Genomic DNA, 15169 nt, shown 5'->3' on the forward strand with positions numbered 1-15169 from the left:
GCACGGCGTGCCATGAACGCATGGCACGCCCGACTCTCGACCCTCGACGCCCATCTGTTGCTGTGGGGGCAGTTCTTGATAGGCGCCCTGGTCGTCATCGCCGGCGCGCTGCTGCTGCACGCGATCCTGCGTCCCGTCGCGTTGCGGCTGACGCGCTTCTCGCCGCTGCTGACCTCGGTGGTCCGGCGCTGCGACAGTCCCACGCGATGGGCGCTGCCGATCGTGGCTCTGCTGATCGCGGCCCAGGGCGTGCCCGATACCGTGCTCGGCATCGACGGCGTCCAGCATCTGCTGGGCGTGCTGACGATCGCGGCGATCGCGGCGGTGGCGATCGGCGCCGTGTCCGGCGTCGCCGCGGGCGTGGCCTTGCTGCATCCGGCCGATGTGGAGGACAACCTCAACGCCCGGCGCATCCAGACGCAGACCAAGGTGCTGTCGCGCATCGCCAAGGCCACCGTGCTGCTGACGGCGCTGGCCTTCGTGCTGATGACCTTCCCGCGGGCACGGCAGTTGGGCGCGAGCATGCTGGCCTCGGCGGGCATCGCGGGCCTGGTTTTCGGCCTGGCGGCGCGCTCGGTCTTCGGCAACCTGCTGGCGGGCCTGCAGATCGCGATGGCGCAGCCGATGCGGCTCGACGACGTGCTGATCATCCAGGGCGAATGGGGCAGGGTGGAGGAGATCACCTCGACCTACGTCGTGCTGAAGATCTGGGACGAGCGTCGGCTGGTCATCCCGTTGCAGTGGTTCATCGAGAACCCTTTCCAGAACTGGACGCGGACCAGCTCCAGCATCCTCGGCACCGTGATGCTGTGGGTCGACTACACGCTGCCGGTACCGGCGCTGCGGGACAAGGCCACGGCGATGTGCAAGGCCTCTGCGCACTGGGACGGGCGCGTCTGCGGCGTGCAGGTCGTCGACACGACGGAGCGCACGATGCAGATCCGCGTGCTGGTCAGCGCGAAGGATTCCGGCAAGGCCTTCGACCTGCGCTGCGAGCTGCGGGAAGGCTTGATCGCCTACATCCAGAAGGAGTTCCCGCAGTCGCTGCCGCGCGTGCGGGCGCTGATGGAGAGCGAGCCGGCACCGATGGCGCCCATGGAGAAGCCGACGCTGCCGCCGTCGCCGGCGCCTTGAGGCGGTCGAGGCCAGCCCAGAACGCTTCATCGACCGAGCGGGATCAGGCCGACCCGGGGCCTGTTTGCTCCATGTCCCCCTTCGTCAGCCTGCTGGCTGCCGAATTCCTCCGAATACTTGCGCAAACAGGCCCCGGGGCGGCCTGATCCGGACGGCGGGTGCTCGGCGCCGGCCGGAGTCAGGGGAGTGCTTCCAGCATCAACTGAAGCACGGTCTCCATCTCCGCCTGTTCCTGCAGGTAGTAGGAGGCGTGGCTGTGGTCCAGCCGCGGCCCGACGCGCGCCGTGACCCAGTCGGACCCGGCGCGCTGGAAGACCGGCTCGTCGTTGGTGTCGTCGCCGACGTAGAACGCGGCGTCGGTGCCGTAGTGCGTGGTGAGGCGCGCCATCGCGTCGCCCTTGTCCGGCGCGCCCTTCACCAGGATGTTGACCACGCGCTTGCCGGTCTCGGCCTCGATGCCGGGCGGCATTTCGTTCATCAGCTCGGCGATGGCCTCGCGCGCCAGCACCGGGTTGGGCGCGAGCCGGTAGTGGATCGCGATCGACGCGCCCTTGTCCTCGACCGTGGCGCCGGCCTCGTTGAGCATCGGCTCCAGCCGCCGCGCATGCCGCCGGAAGGTCTTGAGCGTCTCCACCACGCGCGGGTCCGGCCCGAGGAATTCATCCTCCGCGCCGTGGTTGCCGATGATGTGGGTCGGCTTGAAGCCCAGCCGATGGCGCACGTCCAGCACCTGGCGGCCGGTGATGACCGCCACCGGCAGGCGCTCCGTCAATTGCTGGAGCAGCCGGGCGATCACCGGCGAGATGCGTGCCTCGTCGGGATGCATGACGATGGGCGCGAGCGTGCCGTCGAAGTCGAAACCCAGCAGCGGGCGGTTGCGCATCAGCCGCTCGATCGCGGCCCGGCCCTCCGGGCCCAGCAGGGGGCGCACCGGCATCATGGCGCCACCGCCTCGCCCGACTCGCGCGAGCGACGCTGCACGCGCCGCGTGATGCGCTCGCGCAGCCGCCATTGGCCGGCATCGGTCAGCATGCGGCCGGCCCAGCGGTAGACGTTGAACTCGCGCACCGTCATGCGCAGGCTGGCCATGCGCTCGCGTTGCTCCTGCGGCGGCATCGTGGCCGCGCGGTGCAGCGCGTCGGTGGTCTCCTCGACGTGGTACGGATTGATCACGAGCGCCTCCGGCAACTCCCGCGCGGCACCGGCGAAGCGGCTCAGGATCAGCACGCCCTGGTCGTCGTCGCGCGCGGCGATGAACTCCTTGCAGACCAGGTTCATGCCGTCATGCAGGCTGGTCACCACGCACATGTCGGCCGCGCGATAGAGCTCCATCAGCGCCGGATGGTCGTGGTGCTCGGCCAGCAGCAGCACCGGCTTGTAGCCCGCGTCGCCGAAGCGCTGGTTGATGCGGTCCGTCACGCGGTGGATGCGGTCCTGGAACTCGCGGTACTCCTCCAGCGCGCTGCGCGTGGGCGCCGCGACCTGCACGAGCACGAATCGTCCCTGCCACTCCGGATGTTTCTCCAGCAGCCGCTCCACCGCGTGCACCCGCTCCAGGATGCCCTTGGTGTAGTCGAAGCGGTCCACGCCGACGGCCAGCATCGTGTCCGGCGCCAGGTGCAGTCGCTCGAAGACCGCCCGGCGCGCATCGGCCGGGGACGGCCAGCCGGCGCGCTCCTCGTCGGTCGGCCAGGCGATCGAGATCGGATAACTCTGCACCAGCGTCGGCTCGCCCTGATAGCTGATGGTGGCGTGTTCGTGCTCGATGCGGGCCTCCAGGTAGCGGTCCACCGTCTCGGTGAAGTTCTTGCAATGGAAGCGCGTATGAAAGCCCAGGATGGTGCTGCCCAGCATGCCTTGCAGCAACTCGCGTCGCCACGGGCAGATGCCGAAGGACTCGGGGTTGGGCCAGGGGATGTGCCAGAAGGTGATGATGGTGGCCTTGGGCAGCTTCTCGCGCACCATCGCCGGCAGCAGCGCGAAGTGGTAGTCCTGCACCAGCACCACCGGGTCGTCGCCGCGCGCCTCCGCCACGACGGCGTCGGCGAAGCGTTGGTTGACCGCGCGGTACTGCGCCCAGTCCGATTCCCGGAACACCGGCCGCACGTGCGCGACGTGGCACAGCGGCCACAGGCCCTCGTTGGCGAAGCCCTGGTAGTAGCCCAGTTCCTCTTCCTCGGTGAGCCAGATGCGCCGCAGCACGTATTCCTTCGTGTCCGGCGGCACGGCGACACGGTCGTTCTCGTCCACGACCTCCTGGTCCGCGCTGCCGCTGCCGTGCGCGATCCAGGTGCCGGAGCAGGCGCGCATCACCGGCTCGACGGCGGTGACCAGGCCGCTGGCCGGCCGGCTCACGGTGACGCCGTTCGGGCCGCGCTGATGGATGTAGGGCTCGCGGTTGGAGACGACGATCACCTGGTCGCCCCGCAACTGCGTGCGCAGCAGTCCGCGCAGCCGCTCGGGGTCCCAGGGCGTGAGCGGTCCGTGCTCGCGGTACAGGTTGTCCTCCAGCTCGCGGATGTGCTGGCGGATTTCCACTTCCAGCGGCTGCAGTTCCGGCGGCGCCGAATCGGCCGCGCCGCCCTGGCCCTTTTGCAGCAACGGACGCACCAGCCCCTCGCCGCGCAGGATCGCGCGCATGCCGGAGACCCAGCCGCGCCAGCTGAGCTGCGCCACGATCATCGTGATGCCCGCGATGGCCAGGCCCAGCACGGTGATGAAGATGATCATGTAGCGCCGCGTGTCCAGGCTGCGGCGGTCGGGCAGGCTCAGGTCGTGCAGCAGCACCAGCCGGTCCGAGTCGGCCTGCGCCGGATTGACCGGGAAGACGCCCACGTGCACCGCGCCGCTGGCCAGTTCCAGACGCGGGTCCTTTTGCGCGGCGGTGGCCTCGGCCTCCTTGCAGCCGAGCGTGTCCGGGAACCCCTTGGTGCTGAGCACCTGCGTGCCGTCGGCCGCGCACATCGCGATGCCGACCAGGCGTTCGTCGAGGACGCCGCGTTCAAGGAGGTTGCGCAGGCGCTCGCGCTTCGCGCCGGGCTCGATGTCGGAGATCGCGACGGACAGCGTCTTCGCGACCATCGCGCCGCGCGTGCTCAGGTCGCGAGAGAACCAGCGCAGCGTCATGCGGTCCAGCAGCGGCAGCGCCAGCAGCGCCGCGACGGTCAAGGTAACCAGCAGCGGGACCAGGAAGCGGATCTGTAGATGCAGTGATTTCATGCCCGTCCGCCCACCCGCCCGAAGGCGGTGCGCAGACGCCGACGGAATCCGTCGTCGGCGCCGTCGTCCGCGCCATGGGCCTTCCAGCCGTCGTCGATATCGACATCGTCATCGACATCGTCATCGATGTCGTCGCCATCGACCTCGCGGCGGCGCAGCGCCACCATGCCGCCGATCGCCAGTCCGGCCGCGAAGCCGCCGTAGACCATCATCAGGCTCAGCATCGAAGGCGGACGCGTGCCCGCGGCGGTGGCGTGCCGGTCGGCGCCGGGGGTGAGCAGCGGCGGAGCCACCACCCGGTCCAGCCCGGCCGCGACGCCGGTCAGCAGCAACGCATCGAGGACGGCGTTGCCGTGCGTGGGCCGGCGGCGCAGCGCGCGCATCCGGTCGTAGAGGGCGCCCCAGACGACGGCGGTGGCCGTGTGCAGGGCGATGTCGGTGGCGGCGGATCTCAGCGGCGGCCGACCGACGCGGTACTCCGAGCGCCCGACCAGATGGGCCAGGTCGGACCGGCTGCCGCGCAACAGCGCCAGTCCCGAGAACAGGCTGGCCAGCACGCCGTCGGCGCATGCCCGGCGCAGCGCCGGGAGCAGCAAAGCATTCAAAGGCGACTCCTGTGACAGAGAGAAACAAGCCTCCGTCATAGGCAAACGTCGTGCCGGGCGACGGCCCGGCGCCCCGTGATGCGAACGTCCGCCGGTGCTCGTTCAATGCACCGCGGTGGGCGGCGGCATGTAGGGCGGCTCGCGCACCGGAATGGGGTTCTCGCCGGGGGGCGGCGGGTCGATGATGTCCGGGGGATGTCGCTCGGGCTCGGGGGCGGGGCCATGCGGCGGCGGCGGCACGCTGGGGACTTCATCGGGATGAGGCGGGCTTGGTGGGATGGAGTGAACGCGCAGGGGCGTGACGGCGTGGCGCATGGGCATCCTCGAAGAGTGGGGGAGCGCGCCAGTACCGACGACGGCGCGGGAACCGGGCGCCTGCAAGCGGCGCGCCCGGGGCTGAAGCGATGCGCCGGCCGATGCCGGGGTGTCCGCGGCGGTCGCGCTCGCTCGCGACGTGGTGGCACGCGGTGGCACGATGCGTGTTCAGTTCTTCGATCGGGAAGGCACCTCGTTTGCCGCATCGCTTTCAAGGAGGCTCCTCATGAACGACCAGGCTATCGAGACGCCCCGGCGCGACGCGATGTTGTCCGCGCCCAGGCCCGCCCCGGCGCCGTCGGACAAGACCGGCCGCGAGGCCCCCGCCCAGCCGCCGGCTCCCGGGCCAGATCAGGCCCCGCACGAACATCCCGACGATCCGGGCGTGCATCCGGATGGCCCGCGGCGTTATCACGACGATCACGCCACGCCCGCGCGGCAACGTGCCGGCGAAGGCACGGCGGCAAGCTGCGCGCGGACCGGGGGGAAGGCGACGGCGGAAGAAGGAGCGACCGCATGAGCCACGTCTTCATGCCCAGCGACGTGCGCGCCGACCTGATGGCGCGCGACGAGGTCGTCGCCTTGCTGGTCGACGACCACCAGCGCGCCCAGCACGCCTTCCACCAGTTCGCCCGGCTCTGGGAGGGCGGCGACATGGAGTCGTGCGAAGTCCTGGTGCGCCGCACCTGCGCGCTGCTGACGCTGCACGCGACGCTGGAGGAAGAACTCTTCTATCCCGCCGTGCGCAAGTGCCCGGAGATCGGCGCCAGCGAGCGCCGCCTGATCAACGAGGCGGAAATCGAACACCTGGTCGTGCGCATCCTGATGTCGCAGTTGCGGCGCATGCATGCCGACGATGCGCAGTTCGAGCCGCTGGTCGGGGTGTTGGGGCGCTATGTCGGGCATCACGCGCAGGACGTGGAACAAGGCATTCTGCCGCGCCTGACGCACGCGGCGTCGGTGGACTGGCGCGCGCTGTCCTCCGCGATGCGACGCCGTCGTGCCGAGCTGGAGCGGCAATGGCAGGACGAGCTTCGCGTTGAGAGCGCGGAGTCCGAGCGGCAACAGGACGCCTGATCCTCCGCCCGATCCCGCGCCCCACCGACAGTCGATCCGCAGTCCGGGCGGCGGCGGATCGCGCGGCGGGTTTGTCGGAGGGGCGGACTTCCACATCCCATCGAAAGGACATCCCATGAGCACCTGGTACGGCAAGAAGGCCCAGGAGGAAGTGGCCCAGGCGCTCCACGAGGAAAAGCGTGGCGAACTCAAGAGCGGCGGCGACGGCAAGACGGTGACGAGCCGGAAGCAGGCCGTCGCGATCGGCCTGTCCAAGGCACGCAAGGCCGGTGCGAAGGTGCCGGCCAAACGTTCATCGGCGCATCACTGAGCGCGGGCCCCCGCGGGCCCCCGCGGGCCATCGCGGCCAGGGGCGCGGGGCCCGTCTTCGGCATGGCGCGCCTGGTGCGAGGTCCGCTCGCCGGATGACTGGGTCGCCGGAGGGCCCGCTCACTGCGCGGCCGGTGTGCTGGCCGCGCCTGTCGCCGCGGGGAACGCAGCCGTCGGACCGGCCGCGCCGCTGGCGGTGACACGCCAGATCACGTTGCCGACGTCGTCGGCGACGAGCAGGGCACCCTGGCGATCCACCGCCACGCCGACGGGGCGGCCCATCGCTTCACCCTTCTCGTTGAGGAAGCCGGTCAGCACGTCCAGCGGCATGCCGCTGGGCTTGGCGCCGACGAAGGGCACGAACACGACCTTGTAGCCGGCCGGCTGCTTGCGATTCCACGAGCCGTGCTGGCCGATGAACATGCCGCTGGCGTAGGTCTGCGTCAGCTTATTGCCCTCCGCGGAGGCCAGGCCCAGCGACGCGGTGTGCGCCCCGACGGCGTAGTCCGGCACCAGCGCCTTCTCCACCAGTTCGGGCCGCTGCGGCTTGACGCGGTCGTCGACGTGGCGGCCGTACCAGCTGTACGGCCAGCCGTAGAAGCCGCCGTCCTGGACCGAGGTGATGTAGTCGGGCACCAGGTCGTCGCCCAGCTCGTCACGCTCGTTGACCGAGGTCCACAGCGCCTTGCTCGTCGGCTCCCAGGCCAGGCCCACCGGGTTGCGCAGGCCGGCGGCGAAGACGCGCGTGGCACCGGTCTGGACGTCGATCTCCAGGATGCCGGCGCGGTTCTGCTCGTTCTCGATGCCGTTCTCGGCCACGTTGCTGTTGGAGCCGATGCCGGCGTAGAGCTTGGTGCCCGCCGCGTTGGCGATCAGGCTCTTGGTCCAGTGGTGGTTGATGCTGCCGCCGGGCAGGTTGGCCAGCTTGGTCGGCTTGCCGGCCAGGCGGGTCTGGCCGGCGGTGTAGGGGAAGCGCATCACGGCGTCGGTGTTGGCGACATAGAACGTATTGCCGATCAGCGCCATGCCGAAGGGCGAGTTCAAGCCCTCGGCGAAGACGAAGCGCTGGTCGGCGATGCCGTCGCCGTTGGTGTCGCGCAGCAGGGTGATGCGGTTGGCGCTCTTGACCGTGGCGCCGGCCTTCTTCTGGAACTGCTTGGTGATCCATGCCTTGGGGCCCTTGCCGTCGTCCGGGCGCTGTGGCGCGTTGGTCTCGGCCACCAGCACGTCGCCGTTGGGCAGCACGTAGACCCAGCGGGGATGGTCCAGCTTGTCGGCGAAGCGCGTCACGGCCAGGCCGGCGGCGGGCTGCGGCTGCACGCCGGTCGGCCAGCCGACGGCCTTGGCGACATTGATGGTGGGCAGCAGGCCCTTTTGCGGCTCGGGCAGCGTGGGATTGGGGCCGTAGCCGGGGGGCGTGGCGGGTTGGGCTTCGAGGGCGTGGGCCGGCAGGCCTGCCGCCCAGGCGCCCAAGCCGAGGCTCGCGGCAACGATGCCATGGATCAACGGGGCAGTGCTCTTCTTCATGGGTTCTCCGACGGAGGGAAGGAATGACGGTGTGGGCATCGCCGGACCTGCCGGCGTCGCCCCCTGACGGTCGCAGCCCCAGCAAGCGGGGTTCCCAAGCGCAATCCACCCGATCCGCCGAGGAGGGCGAGCATGTCGGGCTGTGCACCGAGTTTCCTTCGCTGTCATGGCTCGCCCGCACGCCCCAGGAAGCGCTGAAAGGCGTCTATCGCGTCGTCGAAGACGTGGTGGCCGATATGCGGGCGCAGGGCGAGGACATCCCGGAGGCCATCGCGGATCGGCTGTTCAGCGGAAAATTCGCCGTCCGCATTCCTCCCGATCCGTACCGTCGCCTGACGTTGCAGGCGCGAGCGCAGGGCGTGAGCTTGAACCGGCTGGTGGCGTCGAAACTCTGCGCGTGAGCGGCGCGACCGAGCGGCCATTCCTTCGACGCAGGCCCTGGCACCCCGCTTGCTCTGCCCGCTGCTGGTCGCGCCTTGGCGCGGACGGAAAGAGTCAAGGAGACGCATGACGCGAAGCAGGGATTGGATAGGAACGGCGGCGCTGCTGTGGTGCGGCGTCGCGGCGGCGCGGGAGGCGCCTTCGAGCGGCGTGCCGGATGAGCCGCTGAAGCAGCTGCCCGCTGTCGTGATCACGGGCAGCGTCTCCGAACGGGCCCTGGAGAACGCGCCCTACGCGGCCTCGGTGATCGACGCCGACACCTTGCGCGGGGCCGGCCCGATGATCAATCTGTCCGAGGCACTGAATCGCGTGCCCGGCATCACCGCCAATAGCCGCCAGAACTACGCGCAGGACCTGCAGCTGTCGTCGCGCGGCTTCGGCGCGCGGGCGCCGTTCGGGGTACGCGGGCTGCGGCTCTACACCGACGGTATTCCGGCCACGATGCCCGATGGACAAGGGCAAGTGACCCATTTCGACCTCGCGTCCGCGCGCCGCGTCGAGGTGCTGCGCGGCCCGTTCTCGGCCCTCTACGGCAACAGCTCGGGTGGCGTCATCGCGCTGGTGAGCGCGCCGGTTCGGGAACGGTCGGCGGCGTTGGACCTCGACGCCGGCGGCGCGGGGCTGCGTCAGGTCCGGATCACCGCCGGCACGCCGTTCGGCCAGGGCTGGGAAGCGCAGGTCGGCGCGTCCCACCTGGAGATCGACGGCTTTCGACCGCAGAGCGCGGCCCGGCGCACGCTCGCCAACGGTCGTCTGACCTGGACCGGCGAGCGCGATCGGGTGCTGGTGCTGCTCAGCGACATCGACCAGCGCGCGCAAGACCCGCTCGGGCTGACCGCCGCGCAGTTCGCCGCCGATTCCGACCAGACCACGCCGCAGGCGCTGCAGTTCAACACTCGCAAGAATGCCAGCCAGACGCAGCTCGGCGCGCGATGGCAGCATCGTTTCGACGCCATGGGGCCGCTGGCCGAGGGTCAGTGGATGGCCTATGCCGGGCGCCGCTCGGTGGCGCAGTGGCAGGCGATCACGGTGGCCGCGCAGACGCCGGTCGGCAGTGGCGGCGGGGTCGTCGATTTCGATCGGCGCTACGACGGCGTCGATGGCCGCCTGCTGTGGCGGCTGGGCGAGGCGACGCTGGCCACCGGCGTCAACGTCGAGCGCCAGACGGATGATCGCCAGGGCTACGAGAATTTCGCGGGCGCCGGCGCGGCGCAGCGGCTTGGCGTCACCGGCGCGCTGCGTCGCGACGAGCGCAACGAGGCCGTGACCCGCGAAGCCTACGCCCAGCTCGAAGTGCCGCTGGGCACGACCCTGAGCGCGAGCGCCGGCGTGCGCGCGGGGCGGGTCACGATGTCGGCGCGGGATCGATTCCTGTCCAACGGCGACGATTCGGGGTCGCTGCGGTATGACTATGCGAACCCCGCCGTCGGCCTGGGCTGGAAGGTCGCGTCGGACCTGCTGCTGCATGCCGCCCTCGGTCGCGGCTTCGAATCCCCGACGCTCAACGAGCTGGCGTATCGGGCCGACGGGCTTGGCGGTTTCAACGCGGCGCTGCGCCCGCAGAAGAGTCTGCAGCAGGAGGTGGGCGCGAAGTGGCGCGGGGAACGGGTGGCGCTGGATGCCACCGTCTTCCATGTCACGACGCGTGACGAGATCGGCGTGCTGACCAACAGCGGCGGCCGATCCAGTTATCAGAACGTGGGGCGCACCCGGCGCGACGGCATCGAGCTGTCGGGCGCCTGGCGGCCCGCGTCGCGATGGCACGCTCAGGTCGCGCTGGGCACGTTGAAGGCGAGTTACCGGGATGCGTTCCTCACCTGCGTCGGCACGCCTTGCGCGTCGGCGAACGCGTCGGTCGCGTCGGGGAATCGCATCGCGGGGACCAACGGCGGCAGCGCCTACGCGGAACTGGCCTGGCGCCCACGCGGCGGACCGGGTGACGAGGGAGCGCCGGTCTCCGAGCTCGGCGTCGAGTGGCGCGGCGTGAAGCGAACCGCCGTCAACGACACCAACAGTGAATGGGCCGCCGGCTACGGTGTCCTCAACCTGCGCGCGCGCCACGGCGGGACGATGGGCGCGATGCGGTGGGCGTTGATTGCCCGCGTGGACAACATCGCCGATCGGCGCTACGCGGGGAGCGTCATCGTCAACGATGGCAACGGCCGCTTCTACGAGCCGGCACCGGGGCGATCGTTCTGGATCGGGCTGTCGCTGCGCGCCACGGCGTCCGGCGCCGATTGAGCGCCGCGCGCGCCTTCAGGCCCTGCTTCAGGCCAGGCGCGCGCGAACCTCGACCTCGATCAACGCCAGCGCCTGCAGACGATCCCTGGCCGCGCGGATGGCGGCGTGATCGCGGGCCCCCAGCTTGTCGACCGCATCCATCGTGCGGACCTTCAGATCGGCGATGCTGCCCAGCAGGGCCAAGCGGGCCGCCTGGGACTCCGCCGGACCGCGAAGCGCGCGCAGCGCCTTGAACTCCACCAGCAGCGCCCCCAGGCGGCGGTCCTTCCTCTTGAAGGGGTTGCGCGGCATCGCGCGGGACAGCAGTGCATCCACCGCCGCGTTCGACAGCGGTTCGTGGACGTCGGGCCCGCGCTCGACAACGACCCAGTCCTTCTCGGCAGGGGCGGGCAGGAAAGTGGGGCGCACCACCGTCTCATGCTTGACGGACGCCAGGCGCGGTGACGGCGTCTCGTCGGCCGGCTTCGATGCGATCGTCAGGCCCGTCCGGCCGCCGAGGTGGCGTTCGAAGCTGCGTGCCATCCGGAGCGGATCGGATCGCTCCGCGGCGGACCAGGTGAGCATCTCCTTGTCCATCTCCCGCGCGGCGTGCGGGGCGCCCGCGGGCAGCAGCTCACCCCTGCGGGCCTGATATCGCGCCATCAACGCACGCAGCGACTGGTCGGGCGTCTCGCGGATCAATTCCTGGACCAGCCTCAGGCCGCGCACGCCGATCCGTACCGCATCCTCGCTGAGTCGCTGGTCCGGGTGGGCGGCTGGGGATACCTTGGCGAGGCCCGCCGCGGTGTTGCTGACCAGCGCCTGGCGCTCGCGCAGCAGCGTGGTTTCGTAGCGGGAGGGGTCGATCGCGAGGATGGCCCGGGCCAGGGCCGGATCCAGCGCCTGATCGGCGGCGGGCAGCGGGGTTCGCCCGTCAGGCGCGCGACACAGCATGTCCAGGCTCAATTCGCGCTGCATCGCCAGCGCCTGAGCGTGCGGTTCGGGGAACCCGAGTGCCAGATCGATGGCGTGGCAGCGGCCGTCGTCCTGCACCAGCAGGTTCGCCCATTTCAGATCCGTATCGCCGATCAGCAGCTTGGCCAGCACCGCGCGCTGCAGTTCGGCCGGATGAATGCGAAAAGCCGACACCTGATCCGCCGCCAGCATCGACCGAAAGCTCGACGCATCGGCCGACTCGTCCATCGCTTCGAAGTGCGCCTCCGGGCCCAGCATGCGTCCCGGCAGGCCGGTCTGGATCAGGGCGGAAGCGCCGTCGATGTCCACCACCTCGGCGTGGGCCGAGGAAAATGCGATGCCGCCCTGGCGATGAATCTCCGCAAGGGCGGCGCCGGCCAGCGCCTCGCGCAGCGCGCCGGCGCCCTTTGGCATCCAGCTTTGAGCGGATTCGCCGCCGCAGGGCTTGACCACGTAGATGACCGCGCCCGTCGCGTCGCGGATCAGCGATACCTCGCTCGACGAGGCCGCCGCGGCGGCGCTGCCGAAGCGCTCTCGCAGCGCCAGGGCATGGGCTCGCATCGCGTCGCCTCGCGTGGTCCGGTCGCCGTGTGTCAGAGCGTCGCGAGCGCGGAAGTCGTGGATCCGCAACTGCTGCGATTGCGCGGCGTCCAGCATGCGCCGGGCCGCCTCTCGACGTTCGGACTGGACCGGATCGCGGCTGGCAAACCATCGGCGTCGCTCGCGCGATGTCTCGTTGTGGAGGTACTGACGCGCCGACGCCATCAGTGCCGTCGTGATTTCCTCCGAAAGATGCAGTGGACGCCTGCACACCTGCATGGCGAGTTCGCAAAGGTGCGCGAACGCCGCGTCGCGGCTTCGCGCGGCGCTTGGATCGGCCCCACGCGCGAGGGCCTGCAATCGGCCGACAGAGAAGGTGTCCCGGAACGGGTGATCCCCGTGTGATGGCACCTCGCTGCTTTCCGCGGCCGGACAGCGCATGCGCATCGGATTGCCGGCCCGTCGCAGGAGGGCGTTGACGAAGACGGCTTCCTGCTCCCCCAGATGGCGGCGGCCAGGGGCATCCAAGGCCAGTCGCCAGCCGCTTTCATGGGCATCGAGGAGTGGATCCCAGTTTTCAGAGGTGAACAGCGAGATGGAGGTTTCGCTCATGGCGCACTCCTGGCAATGCAGTCAACAGGGTCGACGGGGATCAAGTCGTCCTGGCGTCTCGATTCGAGTCGGAATCCGGGCGATGCCTGTCACTTCCGTCGGGTGTCGGAGCGAGTGGGCCCTGGGCCACGATGTCGTCGAACTAATCGATCGAGTCGGCGGGGCTGGCATGACCATCGGCGTCGATGACCCGAAGCGCGTCCTCGGGGAGCAGGGCATTCAGCGGGTCGACCGAGTCCGCCCAGTTCAATGCTTGAGCATCGAGGTGGTCGGCGATGCGCGCGGTATACGCGCGCAGCAGTTGGCGCATCGATTGCGTCGGGGCCTCTCTCAGCAGTTGCCGCACGAGTCCCACGGACGCGACGACCTGGAGCACCGCGTCCTTGCTGATGGCGTGGCACGGTGCGGGTGCGCTTTCATCGATTTCGGGGTTGCGCAGATCCGCGATCCACCACGGATGAAAGCTCAGCAGCGTTTCACGCAGGGTTTCGACGTCGACCCTGGCGAGGGCGGAGGCCGTCGCAGCGTCGATGGGTTCATCCCATTTTTCGCTACAGGGGAGATAGAAGAGCGCTGGCAAGTCGCCGCGCTGCAAGGCGTCGAGGGACGGCTCCAACGATCGGGCTTCCGGGAAACCTCGATCGGCATTCAGCGGCCAGAAATGGCCGTCCGCCTGTTGTATCTGGTCCTGCCAGCGGCTCGTGAAGTCCAGCGAGAAAAGCCGGCACAACGCGGCGCGTTGCAGTGTCGACGCCGGGGCGGTTGATAGGGCGGCCAGCGAAGCTTCCCGGAGCAGTGACTGGGCGTTGGTGTCGCCCTTGCCCAGGCGCGTGATCGCCACGCGGAATGCCGGCGCCAGCGCCGGGACCGGCGATAGCAGGGCCAGGCCTTCGGTGGGGTGGCCGTGCAGGGTCAGGTCGGTCCGGCCGAATGCAAGCCTGGTCTGCTGCTCCAACTGGTGCAACAGCGCGTCGCCCAGCAGGTCGCGATCGATCGATGCGTCGCTGGCGGCACGCCTCGCGTAGATCGGCTGTCCGCTCGCATCACAGATCAGCGTGACCGTGCTGCCGATCGGGAGTCGAATGGACGCGAACTCCCTGCTCATCGCGAGGGCATGGCTGCCGACCGCTTGTGCCCGATAAGGGGCATCGATCCGCATGGCCTCCGGATAGCCGCAGGCCTGATCGATCGACGCTCCCAGCGCCTTCGACGCCGCGGACCACATGGCCTTGGCGTGAAACGCGTTGTCGATGGCCACCGGCCTGCGTCGGCCCGACGGCAATACGCGCGTGTTCATCGCGCCGGTCAGAAGTCCTTGTACATCGGCGGACGTCGTATCGAGGTAGGCACGAGCGCGCCGGATGACCTCGCGCGCCGCCGCGCGCACGTCGTCTTTCGGCGCGGCGGCAAGCGCGTCCGACGCCTCGCACAAGCGGGCGAAGCCCGCGTCGCGCTCGGTCTTGCGGAAGATCCCGGTGGGGGCCTTGGCGGAACTGGCCAGCTTGGCGATGAGGTCGCGCGGAAAACGAGTTGCGAACGTGGGAACGACAGACTCGGCGGCGTTGTCGTGCTGCGCCGCCTGTTGCTCCTTCAGGCTGTCGACGAAGACCCATTGCTCATCGGTCAGAGGGCTGCCGGGCGCTGCCTCTGGCGTGTCGGACGTTGCACCTGACGGCGTGGACGATGTGCGGGTGAGAGGGTGCATGGTCAGACCTCCAGATACGGAAGTTGGTGGGACAGCTCGTGCAGGACCCGACGCAAGGTCGAGCCGCTATCCAGGGAGACAAAGCCGTTGGCGTCGAGCAGGGCGACAAGCTTTTGATCCGGAAGGACGCGGGGGGCGTCGGCCAATAGCAGCTTGAGCCGGACCAGGACCTGGTGACGTTGCTGAATGTCCCCGGTCCGCGCCTGAGGGACGGCGCCGTCCAGGCGGTCGAGCAGCGCCGTCAATGGCCGTTCGAACTCGTCCATGGCGGCACGCATGTCGGCAATCGCCAGGTCGAGCAGCCGCTCGATGTCGGCTCGGTCGGGTTGGCTTGCGCAGCGCCGGTGGACGGTCTCGCGCAGATCGCGCAGGCCGGCCTCGATCCGGCGCCTTGCCTGAGGCCACAGCCTGCGCACCGAGTCGATGTGTCCTTCGCGTGCGGCCTGCCCGGAAGGATGCGAAACGGGAGAACCAGCGAAGCGACGGGCGG

At 69.9% G+C, this 15169-nt stretch carries 13 protein-coding genes; 6 read left to right on the top strand and 7 right to left on the bottom strand.

All coding sequences use genetic code 11. The annotated features are described in order from the left end of the window. The first annotated feature begins 12 nt into the window (after positions 1 to 12). Positions 13 to 1134 (top strand): mechanosensitive ion channel family protein, encoded by a 1122-nt coding sequence (locus CDN99_RS07640; protein WP_088384199.1) that lies wholly within the window; start codon positions 13 to 15, stop codon positions 1132 to 1134. 178 nt (positions 1135 to 1312) lie between these two features. On the opposite strand, the gene otsB is transcribed toward CDN99_RS07640, so the two are convergent. From otsB to CDN99_RS07655, 3 genes are read right to left on the bottom strand one after another with little or no spacing between them, the layout of a single operon-like run. After that, complete coding sequence (otsB, locus tag CDN99_RS07645; protein ID WP_158218779.1) at positions 1313 to 2071, bottom strand: trehalose-phosphatase; 759 nt, start codon at positions 2069 to 2071, stop codon at positions 1313 to 1315. Continuing rightward, positions 2071 to 4353, bottom strand: a complete 2283-nt coding sequence (locus CDN99_RS07650; RefSeq protein WP_088384203.1) for an alpha,alpha-trehalose-phosphate synthase (UDP-forming) — start codon at positions 4351 to 4353, stop codon at positions 2071 to 2073. Before CDN99_RS07650 ends, otsB begins: the two co-directional genes overlap by 1 nt. After that, positions 4350 to 4958: a hypothetical protein gene (locus tag CDN99_RS07655; protein WP_141100693.1), complete on the bottom strand. Its 609-nt coding sequence runs from the start codon at positions 4956 to 4958 to the stop codon at positions 4350 to 4352. Before CDN99_RS07655 ends, CDN99_RS07650 begins: the two co-directional genes overlap by 4 nt. Positions 4959 to 5382: 424 nt before the next feature. Here CDN99_RS07655 and CDN99_RS28610 point away from each other — a divergent pair, with 424 nt between their 5' ends. From CDN99_RS28610 to CDN99_RS07665, 3 genes are all read left to right on the top strand, one after another. Continuing rightward, positions 5383 to 5793: a hypothetical protein gene (locus CDN99_RS28610; protein WP_158218780.1), complete on the top strand. Its 411-nt coding sequence runs from the start codon at positions 5383 to 5385 to the stop codon at positions 5791 to 5793. Beyond that, entirely contained in the window at positions 5790 to 6350 is a 561-nt protein-coding gene (locus CDN99_RS28615; RefSeq protein WP_158218781.1) for a hemerythrin domain-containing protein, read from the top strand. The genes CDN99_RS28610 and CDN99_RS28615 overlap by 4 nt, the downstream gene beginning before the upstream one ends. 115 nt (positions 6351 to 6465) lie before the next feature. Next, positions 6466 to 6660 (top strand): DUF6496 domain-containing protein, encoded by a 195-nt coding sequence (locus CDN99_RS07665; RefSeq protein WP_088384209.1) that lies wholly within the window; start codon positions 6466 to 6468, stop codon positions 6658 to 6660. Between the two features lie 119 nt (positions 6661 to 6779). Here the strand turns inward: CDN99_RS07665 and CDN99_RS07670 are convergent, their stop codons facing one another. Further along, positions 6780 to 8186, bottom strand: a complete 1407-nt coding sequence (locus tag CDN99_RS07670) for a PQQ-dependent sugar dehydrogenase (RefSeq protein ID WP_088384211.1) — start codon at positions 8184 to 8186, stop codon at positions 6780 to 6782. A gap of 23 nt (positions 8187 to 8209) precedes the next feature. On the opposite strand from CDN99_RS07670, the gene CDN99_RS07675 reads away from it, so the two are divergent. After that, a complete protein-coding gene (locus CDN99_RS07675; RefSeq protein WP_088384213.1) occupies positions 8210 to 8587 on the top strand; it encodes a type II toxin-antitoxin system HicB family antitoxin in 378 nt (125 codons plus the stop codon). Between the two features lie 106 nt (positions 8588 to 8693). Then, positions 8694 to 10868 carry a TonB-dependent receptor family protein gene (locus tag CDN99_RS07680; RefSeq protein WP_088384215.1) on the top strand — a complete coding sequence of 725 codons (2175 nt, stop codon included), beginning with the start codon at positions 8694 to 8696 and terminating at the stop codon, positions 10866 to 10868. 27 nt (positions 10869 to 10895) lie between these two features. Here CDN99_RS07680 and CDN99_RS07685 read toward each other — a convergent pair whose 3' ends face one another. From CDN99_RS07685 to CDN99_RS07695, 3 genes are all read right to left on the bottom strand, one after another. Further along, positions 10896 to 12974 (bottom strand): hypothetical protein, encoded by a 2079-nt coding sequence (locus CDN99_RS07685; RefSeq protein WP_088384217.1) that lies wholly within the window; start codon positions 12972 to 12974, stop codon positions 10896 to 10898. 142 nt (positions 12975 to 13116) lie between these two features. Beyond that, positions 13117 to 14679 carry a hypothetical protein gene (locus CDN99_RS07690; protein WP_088384219.1) on the bottom strand — a complete coding sequence of 521 codons (1563 nt, stop codon included), beginning with the start codon at positions 14677 to 14679 and terminating at the stop codon, positions 13117 to 13119. A gap of 2 nt (positions 14680 to 14681) precedes the next feature. After that, positions 14682 to 15095 carry a hypothetical protein gene (locus tag CDN99_RS07695; RefSeq protein ID WP_088384221.1) on the bottom strand — a complete coding sequence of 138 codons (414 nt, stop codon included), beginning with the start codon at positions 15093 to 15095 and terminating at the stop codon, positions 14682 to 14684. Positions 15096 to 15169 lie beyond the last annotated feature (74 nt).

The sequence above is a fragment of the Roseateles aquatilis genome (assembly GCF_002205645.1).
GTDB classification, from domain to species: domain Bacteria; phylum Pseudomonadota; class Gammaproteobacteria; order Burkholderiales; family Burkholderiaceae_C; genus Roseateles; species Roseateles aquatilis.

Excerpts from the sequence above, each read along its gene's own strand:
- otsB (WP_158218779.1), bottom strand. The coding sequence starts at position 2,071 with ATGCCGGTGCGCCCCCTGCTGGGCCCGGAGGGCCGGGCCGCGATCGAG.
- CDN99_RS07690 (WP_088384219.1), bottom strand. The coding sequence starts at position 14,679 with ATGCACCCTCTCACCCGCACATCGTCCACGCCGTCAGGTGCAACGTCC.
- CDN99_RS28615 (WP_158218781.1), top strand. The coding sequence starts at position 5,790 with ATGAGCCACGTCTTCATGCCCAGCGACGTGCGCGCCGACCTGATGGCG.
- CDN99_RS07670 (WP_088384211.1), bottom strand. The coding sequence starts at position 8,186 with ATGAAGAAGAGCACTGCCCCGTTGATCCATGGCATCGTTGCCGCGAGC.
- CDN99_RS07650 (WP_088384203.1), bottom strand. The coding sequence starts at position 4,353 with ATGAAATCACTGCATCTACAGATCCGCTTCCTGGTCCCGCTGCTGGTT.
- CDN99_RS07640 (WP_088384199.1), top strand. The coding sequence starts at position 13 with ATGAACGCATGGCACGCCCGACTCTCGACCCTCGACGCCCATCTGTTG.
- CDN99_RS07680 (WP_088384215.1), top strand. The coding sequence starts at position 8,694 with ATGACGCGAAGCAGGGATTGGATAGGAACGGCGGCGCTGCTGTGGTGC.
- CDN99_RS07685 (WP_088384217.1), bottom strand. The coding sequence starts at position 12,974 with ATGAGCGAAACCTCCATCTCGCTGTTCACCTCTGAAAACTGGGATCCA.
- CDN99_RS07665 (WP_088384209.1), top strand. The coding sequence starts at position 6,466 with ATGAGCACCTGGTACGGCAAGAAGGCCCAGGAGGAAGTGGCCCAGGCG.
- CDN99_RS07675 (WP_088384213.1), top strand. The coding sequence starts at position 8,210 with ATGACGGTGTGGGCATCGCCGGACCTGCCGGCGTCGCCCCCTGACGGT.